This is a genomic window from Micromonospora sp. C95 (genome assembly GCF_018070465.1).
Taxonomy (GTDB): domain Bacteria; phylum Actinomycetota; class Actinomycetes; order Mycobacteriales; family Micromonosporaceae; genus Micromonospora.
The window spans coordinates 309,021-322,202 of record NZ_JAGPXT010000001.1; the positions used below are offsets into that span (position 1 = coordinate 309,021).

Sequence of the window (13,182 nt, forward strand, 5' to 3'; positions counted from 1 at the left end):
ACCCTCCGGTCAGCCGGACCGGACCGGGCTCCGCTCCCGCAGCAGCGGGCAGGACATGCAACGGGGGCCACCACGCCCCGAGCCAAGCTCCGAGCCGGCGATCGGAACGAGTTCGATGCCGGCCCGCTCCAACTGGGCGTTTGTCTCGACGTTGCGCTCGTAACCGACGCAGAGTCGGGGCGCGAGTGCCAGGGTGTTGTTGCCGTCGTCCCACTGTTCGCGTTCGGCGGTCACCGGGTCGAGCCCGGTGTCGATCACCCGGAGCCGGTCCAGGTCCATCGCGTCGGCGGCGGCCCGCAGGAACGGCGACGGCCCGTCCACCCTCGGGTCCTCACCGTCGGCGCCGGCGACGACGGTGTACGCCGACAGCGTGCTGGCCACGTTCGGGTACATCAGCACCGCGTCGGCGTCGACCATCGTGCAGATCGTGTCCAGGTGCATGGTGGCCCGTTCCTGGGCGATCGGTACGACGAGGATGGTGTGCGCCAGCCCGGCCGCGAAGACCCGCCGCGCCAGCCGCTCGGCACCGGCCGGGGTCGTCCGCTCGCCGACTCCGACGGCCAGCACCCCGGGTGCCAGCAGCAGCACGTCACCACCTTCCAGGGGTTCCAGGCCCGGCCGGTAGACGAACTCGGTGCCGGCGAACCGGGGATGGTGGCGGTAGATGGCATCGGTGAGCGTGGTCTCCCGCCGTCGGGCGGGCATCGCCAGACTCGTCACGCCGACCCGGTCACCGATCCACAGTGACGAGTCACGGGTGAACAGCAGGTTGGGCAGCGGGTCGATGATGAAGTCGTGTCGGTCCATCAGGGTGTAGACGAGGCCACCTCGACGGTCCCGACCGACCCGCAGTTCCTCGTGGGCCAGTCCGGCCACGAGGACGCCGGCCAACGCGGCCGGATCGAGGTACGCCAGGTGGGCGGCGACCCGGGCGCGCAGGGTGTCGCCGAGCCGGGGCGAGTCGAGCACCTCGTCGGTCAGTTCGTTCCGGGCATCCGGCACGGCCAGCGTCTCGGTGAGCAGGTCGGTCAGGTAGAGCACCTCGACGCCGCGTTCCCGCAGGGCCCCCGCGAAGGCGTCGTGCTCCTCCTGCGCCCGGCCGACCCACGGGATAGCGTCGAAGAGCAACGAGTCGTTGTTGCGTGGGGTGAGCCGGGCGAGTTCCGGCCCCGGCCGGTGCAACAGGACGGTGCCGAGTCGGCCGACCTCACTGTCCACGTAGTGGCTCACCCTCGCAGCGTAGGGCAGGGTTTGGCGGTATCCGGTAAAACAACCGTGGATGAATATGGCATTCATCCACAGTCATTCCGGCGCTCCGGCTTGCCGACCACCGGGACTGGCAACGTAGGGTAGTGAGAACGTAACTTCGAGGGACCTTTTGCCGGAGGTCGCGATGACTGTCTTCCCCACACGTCGAGCCGTACCGTCCGCCAGGGCGCTGCCGCCAGTGGCGGTACCGCACCCCCGCGTCGAGTCTCCCGGGGTGGTCGCGACTCCTCGCCCGTCTCCCTTGGAGTGGGCCCGCCGCCGTCGGGCGGAGCGCGGCGCGCGACGGCTGGAGGCGGCCGGGGCCCGCGCACTCGGTCAGCTCGACCATCTCGGGCCGGCCTGGCACGTCATCGACTGGCCCCGCACCGACGCGGCCGACGTCCTGCTCGACGACCCCGCGGACAACCGGGCCGGGTTCCTGGCCATCGGCCCGAGCGGGCTGTTCGCCGTCACCATCGCCGACCACGGCCGCGCCCGCGTTCTGGTCGCCGGTGACGTGGTGCAGATCAACGGCAAGCGCCCGCCGTACGTGACCGAAGCCCGTCGCGACGCCCGGCGGGCCAGCAAGGCGCTGACCGCGGCCGTCGGCCACCCGATCCCGGTGACCCCGGTGCTCACCTTCGTGGGCTCCGGGGTCATCAGCGTCTACGGCCTGCCCAAGGACTGCCTCATGGCGACCCACCGGGAGCTCGACCGGCTGCTGGTGGCCGGCGGGAACCGGATCAGCCCGGCCACCGCCGAGAAGCTGTCCCGGGTCGCGCAGCACCCCGGGACCTGGGGAAACAGCGGCTACCCACCCGCGGCCGACTACCGGTGGTACGAGGACGGCCGAATGGCCGCTGACAAGCCGGCCGGCCGCCGGTAACGTCAGCGGCGACGCCAGGCGGCCGGGGGCGGCCCAGCTTCCGCCGGCCCGCGCCGTCGCCGACCGGGCACTGATCGACACCGACGGAACGGTACGCCCAACGCGGTCGGCGGTCGCTACCGCGACCGGCTAGCGTGGACGTATCGTCGGTGCGCATAGGAGGCTCGGTGGCCCACGTCGAACTCTCGCTCTCGGAAGTGTTCGCGCCCTCCGGGGGGACACCGACAGAGCCTGGGTGCGACAACATCAACCGCTGGTCGGCCACGGTCTCCAGCGCTCACGAGCCCTGCCTGCTGATCGACGCCGAAACCCGGGTGCTGGCCGTCTCCACCGCCGGTTGCGAGCTGCTCCAACTGGGCGCACCGGAGGACGTGATCGGTCTACCGCTGCTCGACGGCGGGCTGCGGCTGCTCGACTTCACCGCCTACCGGGGCGAGTTGGCCGAGCCCGAGATCGACAAGATTCCGCCGCTGCTGGCGCTCACCTCCGGCCGACTGGCCCGTGGTCTGCTCCGGATCGAGGCGGCGGAGGAGGACGCACCCGACGCGACGGTGGACGCGATCTCCACCCCCGTGGTCGCCGACGGAGCGGTGGCCGGCTCCCTCACCTTCTTCTCCGCGGTCTGACTTCCTCCTACCATGGGCTCGGCCCCTGCCACTCCGAGTCTCCCGCCCTGAGGACCACCCCGTGCCGCCCACCTCGCCGTTCCACGCCGTCCCCGGCCGGCCGGCCACCGGCTTACGTCCCGGTGCCGACGTGGCTCTCCGCCCCTCCCGGCGGCACCGCCGACTTGTCGGTGTCGCCGTGCTGGCCGCACTGCTGACCGTCGGATGCGGCGCGCCCCCGGAGGTACGCGACAGCGGCGGCCTGCCCACCCTGGCGCCCACCCGGACGCCGAGCAGCCCGACCGCCCCCGTCACCCCGTCGTTCGGCCTACTTCCCGGTGCCGGTCCCACCACCCCGTCGGCCGACCCCGGGTTGGTCGCGGTGGCCTGCACCGGGGAACCGTCCGCGAAGCGGATCATCGAGTTGGTGCGAGGTCGTCGTGGGCTGCTGTCCAGCAGCGCCCGGGTCAGCGTCAGCAACGGTCCGTTGTGTGCCGCCGACTGGCACCTGACCAGCCTGGACGTGGCCGGCTACGAGCCGCTCCAGGTGGTCACCCGAGACCGGGCCGGAACGCTGCGCCTGGTGACCGCCGGCACCGACGTGTGCACGGCCGAGGTACGGGTCGCCAGTCCGCCCGGCATCCAGACGCTGGCCTGTGGCAGTGACGGCGGCGTTCCGGTGCCGGTTCCCCCGCCGACGCCGACGCCGTCACCCACGCCGTCGGGCTCGTCGCCGACTCCGGGTGCGTAGGCTGAGCGCATGCCGGGAACGCCGCCGACCCGTTTCGTCTACCTCGGGCCCGAGGGCACCTTCGCCGAGCAGGCACTGCGTACCGTGCCGGCCGCCGAACGGGGCAGCCGTACGCCGGCCCGCAGCGTCGGCGAGGCACTGGAGGCCGTCCGCGCCGCCGAGGCCGATGCGGCGCTGGTGCCCCTGGAGAACTCGATCGGTGGCGCGGTCGGGGTCACCCTCGACGAGTTGGCCGAGGGGGAACCGCTGGTGATCACCCGGGAGGTGATCCTGCCGGTGGAGTTCGTGCTCGGGGCACGCGCGGGGACCCTGCTGCCGTCGGTGCGCAGCGTCGCCGCCCACCCGCAGGCGTCCACCCAGTGCCGAGGTTGGCTGCGTACGCATCTGCCGGACGCGGTCGTGGTGGACGTGCTGTCCAACGGTGCGGCGGCGGCCGGCGCGGCCAACGGCGAGTTCGACGCGGCCATCTGCGCGCCCATCGGTGCGACCCGACACCGACTCGCCGTCCTGGCCGACAAGATCGCTGATCATCCGGACGCGGTGACCCGCTTCGCGCTGTTGTCGAGGCCCGGTCCGCCGCCACCACCCACCGGCGACGACGTGACGTCGCTCGCCGTCTACATCGCGCACGACCGGGTGGGCGCGTTGTTGTCCGTGCTGATGGAACTGGCGGTGCGCGGGGTCAACCTGACCCGGATCGAGTCCCGGCCCACGGGTGAGGCCCTCGGCCGTTACGTCTTCTTCCTCGACTGCACCGGTCACGTCGCCGACGTGCGGATGGGCGAGGCGTTGCAGGGGCTGCGCCGGGTCTGCGCCGACGTACGCTTCCTCGGCTCGTATCCCCGGCACCGCTGGGACGGATCGACCAGGGAGCGGCCGGTGGCCGCCCCGGCGGGCCTTTCCGACGTGGACTACACCGACGCTGCGGCCTGGCTCGCCCGGCTGCGCGCGGGCGAGCTGACCTGAGCGGCCCGGGCTCGCCGGCTGCCGGCGCGGCCGGGTCCGGCTGCGCCGGCCGGCGCGAGTCGCCGCAGGACCGGACTACCGGAACAGGCCGCCGAGCACGCCGCCCTGGTCCTGCTGGCCGCTGCCCATGATCGGTGGTTCCTCGGAGGGCTGGACGACGACGAAGCCGTGGCCGGCGAAGCTCATCGTGTACGCCTCACCGGTGGTGCGGCCCAGCAGCGTGCCGAGCCCGAGCTGGTCGGCCCGGTGGTAACCGGTCTGCAGGCTCGCCGACCAGCAGACGGCGGCCTGCGGGTCGACGTAGGTGGGCGCGTCGACGTTGAGCACGACCGGGGTTCCCCGGGTGGTGACGGCGATCCTGCCGTGCCCGGTGAAGACGCAGTTGAACAGGCCGGACGAGGCCATCCCGGCCCCGCCGACCATCTTGATGTCGTAGCGGAGGGTGGCATCGAAGGCGAGCACGCTTGAGCCGTTGATGGACAGGGCGTCGCCCGGCTCCAGGTCGATGACGTGCACATCCTTGGCGAAGTCGGCGAGGAAGACGTCGCCGCGTCCGGTGAGCTTCATGAGCGGTACGCCCTCGCCGGTGAGCTTCTGCTTGATGAAGTTGCCCAGTCCGCCGGAGCCGAGCGCCTGAAACTGCACCTGCCCCTGGTACGCCACCATCGAACCGACCCGGGCCATCGCCTCACCGTCGAGTTCGATCTTCAACATCTTGGAGTTCTGCAACCGCATGCCGGGTTGCGCCGACTCCTGCTCCAGATTCGCCGCCGAGAACAACTCGCTGCGCATGTGTTCCTCCCGCACTCGCCCGTACCTGGCCGAGACGGTAGGGCCGGCCCGCAACCCCGGGCGGCGGCCCTCAGCCCCAGCCCAGTTCGTGCAGGCGTGCGTCGTCGATACCGAAGTGGTGGGCGATCTCGTGCACCACCGTGACGGCCACCTCGTCGACGACGTCCTCGTCGCTCTGACAGATGCGCAGGATCGGATTGCGGTAGATGAGGATGCGGTCCGGCAGTACGCCCGCGTAGTCCCAGCCGCGTTCGGTCAACGCGTGTCCCTCGTACAGGCCGAGCAGTTCCTCCCCGGGCGGTGGATCATCCTCGACCAGGATCACCACGTTGTTCATCAGCGCCAGCAGTTCCTCCGGAACCTCATCGAGCGCCTCCCCCACAAGCTCTTCGAACCGCTCCCGCCCCATCTCCACCGCCACACCCCCATTCTCCCCCACCCCACTCGCGATCTTGCACTTCCGGTCGCCGCGAATCGGCACAGAAGCCGCGTAACGGGGACCGAAAGTGCAAGATCGGCGCGGGTTGGGGGTGGGTCAGGAGGTGAGGCGGGCGGTGAGGGTGATCTCGGCGCCGGGTGAGAGCAGGCGGGAGATCGGGCAGTTCTGCTTGGCGGTCTCGGCCAGCTTGGCGAACTGCGCCTCGTCGATGCCGGGCACCTCGCCGACGGTGTCGAGCTCGATCCGGGTCACGGTCATCCCGGCGTCGGTCTTGTCCAGGTGAACCTTCGCGGTGGTCTCCACGGAGGTGGGCGTGGTGCCGGCGTCGGCCAGCGCCTTGGAGAAGGCCATCGAGAAGCAGCCGGCGTGCGCGGCACCGATCAGTTCCTCGGGGTTGGTGCCCTCACCCTCCTCGAAACGGGACTTGAAGGAGTAGTTCCCCTCCAGCCCGCCCTTGCCGGTGCGGATGGTGCCGGACCCCTCGGTGAGGTTGCCCTGCCAGCGTGCGGAAGCGGTACGGATAGGCATGCACCTGACGCTAGTCCACCGACGGCCGGCAGGCGACCGACCGCCGGTGGCCGCGCCGTCGTTCCTCGGCGTCGCGTCCCGGCTGTGTCATGATGCGACCCGGACCCCGCAGCGCGGCGGACGCGCGGCGTCCCGGCCACCAGGAGAGGGTGAGTGATGACCCACGACCTCCCCATCCCCCGTCAGGACGACCGCTCCGACGGCGCCAGCGTCATCGAGTGGGGTGCGGAGGACGAGTCGCCGGCAACCGGCCGGGTCCGGCGGGCTCTCGGTGGCCTCGGCGGGGACCACCGGGTGCCGGTGCTGCTGGCCGGGCTCGGTGCGGCGGCAGCCCTGGCGTCGCTGCTGGGCGAGTGGTCGACGATCACCATCCCCAACGGCGGACCGGACCCGGACACTCCGCTCCAGGTGACCAGCGGCGTCTCCGACCTCGGGCTGGGCTCGGCGTACCTGGTCGGGCTACTCGCGCTCGGTGCCACGGTGGCGCTCGCGGTGCGCGGTACCGACGCTGTCCGGGCGAATGCCCGGGTGGCCGGACTGGCCCTCGCCGCGGGCGTGCTCGCGCTGCTGGCGACGACCGCGACGGCGCTCGACGACACCCTGGGACGGGGGATGTACCTCAACCCGGAACTGACCGTCGACGTCGAGTACGGCCGCGGTCTGATCGTCGCCTTCGTCGCCGTCGGGCTGTTCGCCGCCGCGCTGCTACGGGCCTCGCCCGGACCGGCCGAAGCCCGGCCAGCATCGGAAGGGCGGCGCCGACGTGGCCGCCGGCCGTCAACGGACGCGGAGCCGGAGGGGGAGCGCCCACCTGCGGACATCACCGTCACCCCGACGGTGCCCTTCGCCCGGGAGGCACCGCCCGACTGATTCACCGGCCCTGGCCGAGAGGTCATCTCCGGTGCGTCGCCCGTTGGCACCCGATTCGCCTGGAAGCCATGGTTGCGACCGGTTCTGCGAGGTACGGTTGCTGCCCGCCGTCACGCCGGGTCGCCAATCGACGAGGTGAACGGCTGGTCGCGACGGCGGCGGGCGAAGGAGGAACGATGACCCGCCCGGGCCTGCCCAAGCTGATCGCCACCGACCTCGACGGGACGCTCGTCCGTAGCGACGACACCGTATCGGCCTTCACCCACGAGGTTCTTGACCGGGTACGCGCCGCCGGCATCCCGGTGGTCGGCGCCACCGGTCGCGGCCCCCGGCTGACCGAGCTGACCCGCAACGACATCCGCGCCGCCGACTTCCTCGTGCTGGCCGGCGGCGGCCGGGTGGTCGACCAGAGCGACCCGGAGGGGCCGGTGGTGCTCCGTGACGAGCGCCTTTCCAGCGAGGTGCTGGCCGCCCTGCTCGCCGAACTGGAGGCTGCGGTCGGCCCGCTGACGGTCATGGTCGAGGCGTCGGACGAGCACGACGCTCCGCTCTGGGGTGACTACCACCCCGCGTGGCCCTATCAGGACGCGTTCGAGGTGCGCAGCCGCGCCGAGTGCCTTGCCGGTGACGTGATCAAGGCGTTCGCGCGTACCGCCGATCACCACGTGGACGAGTTGCTGGCCACCGCCCGCGAGATCGTCCCGCCGCACCTCGCCACCCTCACCCAGGCGGGCCTGGGCTTCATCGAGATCTGCCCGCCCGGGGTGGACAAGGCCTCCGGGCTCAGTGTCATCGCGCAGACCCTCGGGGTGGACCCGGCGGACGTGCTGGTCTTCGGTGACATGCCGAACGACCTGCCGATGTTCCAGTGGGCCGGCTGGGGGCGGGTGGCCGTGGCCAACGCCCACCCGAGCCTGCGTGCGGTGGCCGACGAGATCACCCTGCGCAACGACGACGACGGGGTGGCGGTCTATCTCGACCGGCTACTGTCCCGGTGATGGATTCCACGCCGCACCTGGTCGCCACCGACATCGACGGGACGCTGCTGCGCGACGACCGCACCCTCAGCGCCCGCACCGCCGCCGTACTGGCCCGGATCTCCGACCAGGGCACGCCGGTCGTGCTGGTCACCGGCCGGCCGATCCGCTGGCTCCGGCTGGTGTACGACCAGCTGGCCGCGCCGTTGCCGGCGGTCTGCGCCAACGGCGCGGTCGTCTACGACCCGACCACCGACGAGGTGCTGCGGGCCGACCCGCTGGCCCCGGAACTGCTCGCCGAGGTGGTCCGACGCCTGCGTGCCGAGGTGCCGGGGGTCAGCCTGGCCGTGGAGATCGTCGACGGCCGGGAGATGCGTCACGAGGCGCACTACCCGTTGCGGTGGGACGCCGACGACGCGGCGATCCGGGCCGTACAGACCGCCGAGGAGCTGTTGTCGGCGCCGGCGGTCAAGCTGCTCGCGCGGGCCGGTGAGCAGGACCCGGACCGCTTCACCCGACTGGTCGCCGCCGCTCTCGCCGGGCTTGCGGAGGCCACCCACTCCTCGCACTCCGGGCTGGTGGAGATCTCGGCGGCGGGGGTCACGAAGGCCGCCGGCTTGGCCTGGTACTGCCACCGCATCGGCGTCGCGGCACCGGACGTGCTGGCCTTCGGCGACATGCCCAACGACCTGCCGATGCTCACCTGGGCGGGACGCGCCGTGGCGGTGGGTAACGCGCACCCGGACGTGCTGGCGATCGCCGACGAGGTCGCCCCGGCGAACTCGTCCGACGGGGTGGCCGCGTACCTGGAGAAGGTCTTCGGGGTGCAGTGAGTCGTCCCGGTGCGCCGCGCGGCGCACCGGGACGGCGGTTCAGAGGTACTGGCCGGTGCTGTGTCCTTCACCACTCGGCTGACCCATTCCGGGCATCCCCGGCAGCATCCCCCCGGCCGGTCCGCTGGGCAGCGCCTGCCGGCCGGAGCGCATCTGCTCAAGCTGTACCCGGGCCGCCATCTGCTGCGCGACCAGAGCTGCCTGGATGCCGTGGAACAGTCCTTCCAGCCAGCCGACCAGCTGGGCGTGGGCGATGCGCAGCTCGCCCTCGCTGGGTGCCTGGTCCTCGGAGAACGGCAGCGAGATCCGCTCCAGTTCCTCGCGCAGCTCGGGGGCGAGCCCCTCCTTCAGCTCGACGATCGACCGTTGGTGGATCTCCCGCATCCGGTGCCGGCTGGCGTCGTCCAGCGGAGCGGCCTTGACCTCCTCCAACAGCTGCTTGATCATGCTGCCGATCCGCATCACCTTGGCCGGCTGTTCGACCAGGCGCGACGGATCCTCGCCAGGTCCGTCCTCGGTCTGCACCGTGCCGACGGGCCGGCCGTCCGGTCCCACCACCACCACGGTTCCGGACCGCCCGGCACCGTCCCGGTCGGGCTCGTCGTTCTGTCCAGCGGAGTGCGCTTCGGTCATGCCCTCCATCTTTACCCAGTGACGCCCCGCAACGCCCGCCGGCCCGCTGCTCCGATCCCGGTCGGGCACCCACCCCCCGACTGGTCGGGAACCGCGCTACCGTCGCCCGATGCCCTCCGATCCCCGGGCGGTGCTGACTCGGCCCGCGCCAGAACCGGACGTCACCGTCGCCTACGGCGAACACCCGGACCAGATCGCCGATCTGCGCCGCCCGGCCGGCTCCGGGCCGCCCCGGCCGCTGGTGGTGGTGGTGCACGGTGGTTTCTGGCGCGCGGAGTACGACCGGCGGCACACCGGGCCGCTGGCGAGCGCGCTGGCCGCGCTCGGCTACCCGGTGGCCCAGTTGGAGTACCGGCGGACCGGGCAGCCCGGTGGTGGCTGGCCCGGCACCCTCACCGACGTGCTGGCCGGAGTCTCCGCGCTGCCCCGGCTGGCCGAGGCCGCACTGTCGGACCGGGTCGCGTCGACGCCGCCGCTGCTGCTGCTCGGTCACTCGGCCGGCGGGCACCTCGCGATGTACGCGGCGGCCCACGCCCCCGGTGCCGTCGGCGGGGTGCTCGCCCTGGCACCGGTCGCCGACCTGGCCGAGGCGTACCGGCTGGACCTGGACGCCGGTGCGGTGGCCGCGCTGCTCGGCGGCGGCCCGGCCGACGTGCCGGAGCGGTACGCGACCACGGATCCACGGTCCCTGGTCCCCCTGCGGCCACGCACGGTAGTGATGCACGGCACGCTGGATCAGCAGGTGCCAATCGACCTCTCTCGAAGTTACGTGGCTACCGCCCGCGCCGAGGGTGCCGATATCCGCCTGATTGAGCTGCCAGATTGCGAGCATTTCGGTCTTATCGCCCCCGACTCGTCGGCATGGCCGGAAGTTACCGCCGCGTTGCGGTCTCTGCACGAAGATCACTAGCCATTGACGCAGCGTCGCCGAGCAGGTAGAACGCCGAAGGGGCGGATGCGCCCGGCAACACATTCGAAGGGAACCCGGTGTCGCAGATGAACCGCAGGCGGGCACTCCAGCTGCTGGCCGCGCTCGGTACGAGCGGACTCGTCGCCGGATGCGGCTCCGACGCCGAGCCCGAGGTCACCAGCTCAGCGAGCCCGATCAAGATCGGGCTCATCGCGCCACAGTCGGGTGCGGGCAAGGCCATCGGCGACGAACTCGGCAACGGCTTCCAGCTGTACCTGGACCTGAACGAAAGGCAACTCGGCGGTCACCCGGTCGACCTGATCACGGCCGACGAGGGCGACAACGTCAAGTCCGGACAGGCCGCCGTCGAGGGACTACTCAAGCAGGGTGTGCTCGCCCTGACCGGAGTCGCCAGTTCGGCGGTGATGTTCGGCATTCGGGACATCGTGGAGCAGGCCCGAGTTCCGCTGATCGGTTCCAACGCCTCCCCCCCGAGCCTGCAGAGCGTCGTGTACATCTGGCGCACCTCGTACGTGCTCGACGAGGCGGGCCGCGCGCTCGGTCGCTACCTGAAGGACGAGCTCGCCGCCTCCGACCGGATCGCCACGATCCTGCCGGAAGGGGTCCTCGGCGTCGAGGACGTGCTACGTGGCTTCCGGGAGGAGTTCGGCGAATCCGACCCGCGGATCGCCTCCCAGGTGGTCTGGACCTCCGGCGACAGCAGCCCGAGCCGGACCGCGTACGTCTCGGACATCAACCGCGCGCTGGCCGGCAACCCGTCGGTCGTCTTCTGCTTCTACTCCGGCACGGCGGCCGTGGAGTTCATCATGCAGCTGCGCGACGCCGGGTTCCGGGGCCGGATCTACGCCCCCGGTTTCCTCACCGAAGGCTCGGTGCTGGAGGACATCCGGCCGACGAGCGACGCACTCGGCATCCGCACCGCGTTGAACTACTCCGCCGACCTCAACAACGCCGCCAACCGCCGGTTCGCCTCGGCGTACCGCAAGAAGCACAACACCTCTCCGACCACGTACGCGATGGCCTCCTACGACGCGGCCAAGGTGCTCGACCAGGCGATCCGTCTCGCCGGTGAGGCACCCACCCCGCAGGAGGTCAACCTCGCGCTGGGCCGGATCGGGCAGATCGACAGTCCACGCGGTGCCTGGCAGTTCAACCAGCCGCGTACGCCGCAGCAGAAGTGGTACCTGCGCGAGGTGCAGCGCGACGGCCAGGTGGTATCGAACGTGCTGGTCAACGAGTTGGCCACGCTCGGCTGAGTCGTGAGACGGAACGAGGCCGTCCCCGGACAGGGACGGCCTCGTCGCTCGGCCTGACTCAGTGCCGGAGCTCAGCGACGCAGCACTTCACGCTGCCGCCGCCCTTCTTGAGTTCGGCCAACTCCACCGGCACCGGGGTGTAGCCGGCCACCTTGAGCCGACCGGCGAGCCGGGTGGCCTCGCTGTTGAGCACCACGTTGGCGCCGTCGCTGACCAAATTCAGCCCGAAGGCGAGGGCATCCTCGTCGTCCGCCAGCACCGCGTCCGGGAAAAGCTGGGTGAGCACTCGCTGGCTGGCGGCGGAGAAGGCACCGGGGTAGTAGACAACGTTGCCGTCGTCGATCGAGGCGAGCGCCACGTCCAGGTGGTAGAAGCGCGGGTCGATCAGCCGCAGTGAGACCACTGGCCGGCCGAGCGCCTCCTGCGCCTCGGCGTGCGCCGGCAACTCGGTACGGAAGCCGTGCCCGGCCAGGATCAGCCCGCCGTGCGCCTCCGGCAGGTACGCGAAGTCACCCTCGCCCTCGTTCGTCTCGTTCGGCGCGATGAACCGCCAGCCCTGCGACTCGTGGAAGGCTCGATGCGCGGCCGCCTCGGCGGCCCGCTGCTGGTGCTTGAACTGCGCCCCGTAGACCGTGCCGTCGATCATGAACGCACCGTTGGCCGCGTAGACCATGTCGGGCAGGCCGGGCTCCGGTTCCAGCAGGTGCACCTCGTGGCCGAGGCCGACCAGGGTCTCCCGCAGGCGGTCCCACTGCTTGACCGCCAGCTCCACGTCGACCGCGGCGGTCACGTCCATCCACGGGTTGATCGCGTACTCGACCGCGAAGTGCTCGGGGGAGCACATGAGATATGTCCGCTTTCGCGGCACGCGCTGCTGGTTCACGGTCACCAAGAGTAGGTACGGTAGAACTTTGGTAACAGCCGCAAACATTGCTTCCCAGAGGCGGAACATTGCAGATCGACGCCGTTGACCAGCGAATCATTGCGCTACTCGTCGCTGACGCCCGCGCCTCGTACGCCGACATCGGCACCCGGGTATCGCTCTCCGCTCCGGCGGTGAAGCGGCGGGTCGATCGACTGCGGGCCGCCGGGGTGATCCGGGGGTTCACGGCCATCGTGGACCCGGCCTCGGTCGGCTGGACCACCGAGGCCTTCGTGGAGCTGTTCTGCGCCGGTCGGACCACCCCGGCGCAGATCGGCGCGGCCGTGCGCCGTCATCCCGAGGTGGTCGGTGCGTACACCGTCTCCGGGGAGGCCGATGCCCTGGTGCACCTGCGGGCCGCCGACATCGCTCATCTGGAGGAGGCGTTGGAGCGGCTGCGGGCCGAGACGTTCGTGACCTCCAGCCGCAGCACCATCGTGCTCTCCCGGCTGGTCGAGTCCCCCGGCGTGGGCCCCTCCACCGGCTGAAGCCGCGATAGCCGGCACCGGCTGGAACCGAACGCGGAGCCACCGCGTCGAACCGGC

Annotated in this window: 16 protein-coding genes; 10 read left to right on the forward strand and 6 right to left on the reverse strand. The window is 71.4% G+C overall.

The window, feature by feature from the left end; genetic code table 11:
• Positions 1 to 9: 9 nt before the first annotated feature.
• The gene (locus KBX00_RS01450; RefSeq protein WP_210822402.1) at positions 10 to 1,230 is read right to left on the reverse strand and encodes an arginine deiminase; all 1,221 of its coding nucleotides are present in this window, start codon (positions 1,228 to 1,230) and stop codon (positions 10 to 12) included.
• 163 nt (positions 1,231 to 1,393) lie between these two features.
• On the opposite strand from KBX00_RS01450, the gene KBX00_RS01455 reads away from it, so the two are divergent.
• The 4 genes from KBX00_RS01455 (at position 1,394) to pheA (ending at position 4,456) form a co-directional block, all read left to right on the forward strand.
• The gene (locus KBX00_RS01455) at positions 1,394 to 2,134 is read left to right on the forward strand and encodes a hypothetical protein (RefSeq protein ID WP_210822404.1); all 741 of its coding nucleotides are present in this window, start codon (positions 1,394 to 1,396) and stop codon (positions 2,132 to 2,134) included.
• A gap of 167 nt (positions 2,135 to 2,301) precedes the next feature.
• Positions 2,302 to 2,760 (forward strand): PAS domain-containing protein, encoded by a 459-nt coding sequence (locus KBX00_RS01460; protein WP_210822407.1) that lies wholly within the window; start codon positions 2,302 to 2,304, stop codon positions 2,758 to 2,760.
• Positions 2,761 to 2,821: 61 nt separating this feature from the next.
• Positions 2,822 to 3,490 carry a hypothetical protein gene (locus KBX00_RS01465; protein ID WP_374225229.1) on the forward strand — a complete coding sequence of 223 codons (669 nt, stop codon included), beginning with the start codon at positions 2,822 to 2,824 and terminating at the stop codon, positions 3,488 to 3,490.
• A gap of 9 nt (positions 3,491 to 3,499) precedes the next feature.
• Positions 3,500 to 4,456: a prephenate dehydratase gene (pheA, locus tag KBX00_RS01470; protein WP_210822409.1), complete on the forward strand. Its 957-nt coding sequence runs from the start codon at positions 3,500 to 3,502 to the stop codon at positions 4,454 to 4,456.
• A 75-nt stretch (positions 4,457 to 4,531) separates the two neighbouring features.
• On the opposite strand, the gene KBX00_RS01475 is transcribed toward pheA, so the two are convergent.
• From KBX00_RS01475 to KBX00_RS01485, 3 genes are all read right to left on the reverse strand, one after another.
• Positions 4,532 to 5,248 carry an AIM24 family protein gene (locus KBX00_RS01475; RefSeq protein WP_210822411.1) on the reverse strand — a complete coding sequence of 239 codons (717 nt, stop codon included), beginning with the start codon at positions 5,246 to 5,248 and terminating at the stop codon, positions 4,532 to 4,534.
• 70 nt (positions 5,249 to 5,318) lie between these two features.
• Positions 5,319 to 5,663, reverse strand: a complete 345-nt coding sequence (locus KBX00_RS01480) for a metallopeptidase family protein (protein WP_210822838.1) — start codon at positions 5,661 to 5,663, stop codon at positions 5,319 to 5,321.
• Between the two features lie 120 nt (positions 5,664 to 5,783).
• Positions 5,784 to 6,215, reverse strand: coding sequence for an OsmC family protein (locus tag KBX00_RS01485; RefSeq protein WP_210822413.1), 432 nt, complete (start codon positions 6,213 to 6,215; stop codon positions 5,784 to 5,786).
• A gap of 156 nt (positions 6,216 to 6,371) precedes the next feature.
• Between KBX00_RS01485 and KBX00_RS01490 the strand changes: the two genes are divergently transcribed.
• The 3 genes from KBX00_RS01490 (at position 6,372) to KBX00_RS01500 (ending at position 8,895) form a co-directional block, all read left to right on the forward strand.
• The gene (locus KBX00_RS01490; protein WP_210822415.1) at positions 6,372 to 7,085 is read left to right on the forward strand and encodes a hypothetical protein; all 714 of its coding nucleotides are present in this window, start codon (positions 6,372 to 6,374) and stop codon (positions 7,083 to 7,085) included.
• A 176-nt stretch (positions 7,086 to 7,261) separates the two neighbouring features.
• On the forward strand, positions 7,262 to 8,083 hold the full coding sequence (locus KBX00_RS01495) for an HAD family hydrolase (RefSeq protein ID WP_210822417.1): 822 nt from the start codon (positions 7,262 to 7,264) through the stop codon (positions 8,081 to 8,083).
• Positions 8,083 to 8,895, forward strand: a complete 813-nt coding sequence (locus KBX00_RS01500; RefSeq protein WP_210822419.1) for an HAD family hydrolase — start codon at positions 8,083 to 8,085, stop codon at positions 8,893 to 8,895. Before KBX00_RS01495 ends, KBX00_RS01500 begins: the two co-directional genes overlap by 1 nt.
• Before the next feature lie 39 nt (positions 8,896 to 8,934).
• On the opposite strand, the gene KBX00_RS01505 is transcribed toward KBX00_RS01500, so the two are convergent.
• The gene (locus KBX00_RS01505) at positions 8,935 to 9,537 is read right to left on the reverse strand and encodes a bacterial proteasome activator family protein (protein ID WP_210822421.1); all 603 of its coding nucleotides are present in this window, start codon (positions 9,535 to 9,537) and stop codon (positions 8,935 to 8,937) included.
• 100 nt (positions 9,538 to 9,637) lie between these two features.
• On the opposite strand from KBX00_RS01505, the gene KBX00_RS01510 reads away from it, so the two are divergent.
• Positions 9,638 to 10,438, forward strand: coding sequence for a S9 family peptidase (locus tag KBX00_RS01510; RefSeq protein ID WP_210822423.1), 801 nt, complete (start codon positions 9,638 to 9,640; stop codon positions 10,436 to 10,438).
• Between the two features lie 77 nt (positions 10,439 to 10,515).
• On the forward strand, positions 10,516 to 11,715 hold the full coding sequence (locus KBX00_RS01515; protein WP_210822425.1) for an ABC transporter substrate-binding protein: 1,200 nt from the start codon (positions 10,516 to 10,518) through the stop codon (positions 11,713 to 11,715).
• A 58-nt stretch (positions 11,716 to 11,773) separates the two neighbouring features.
• On the opposite strand, the gene ddaH is transcribed toward KBX00_RS01515, so the two are convergent.
• Positions 11,774 to 12,607, reverse strand: coding sequence for a dimethylargininase (gene ddaH / locus KBX00_RS01520; protein ID WP_374225230.1), 834 nt, complete (start codon positions 12,605 to 12,607; stop codon positions 11,774 to 11,776).
• Between the two features lie 59 nt (positions 12,608 to 12,666).
• Here ddaH and KBX00_RS01525 point away from each other — a divergent pair, with 59 nt between their 5' ends.
• Positions 12,667 to 13,125 carry an Lrp/AsnC family transcriptional regulator gene (locus KBX00_RS01525; protein ID WP_210822427.1) on the forward strand — a complete coding sequence of 153 codons (459 nt, stop codon included), beginning with the start codon at positions 12,667 to 12,669 and terminating at the stop codon, positions 13,123 to 13,125.
• Positions 13,126 to 13,182: the final 57 nt, after the last annotated feature.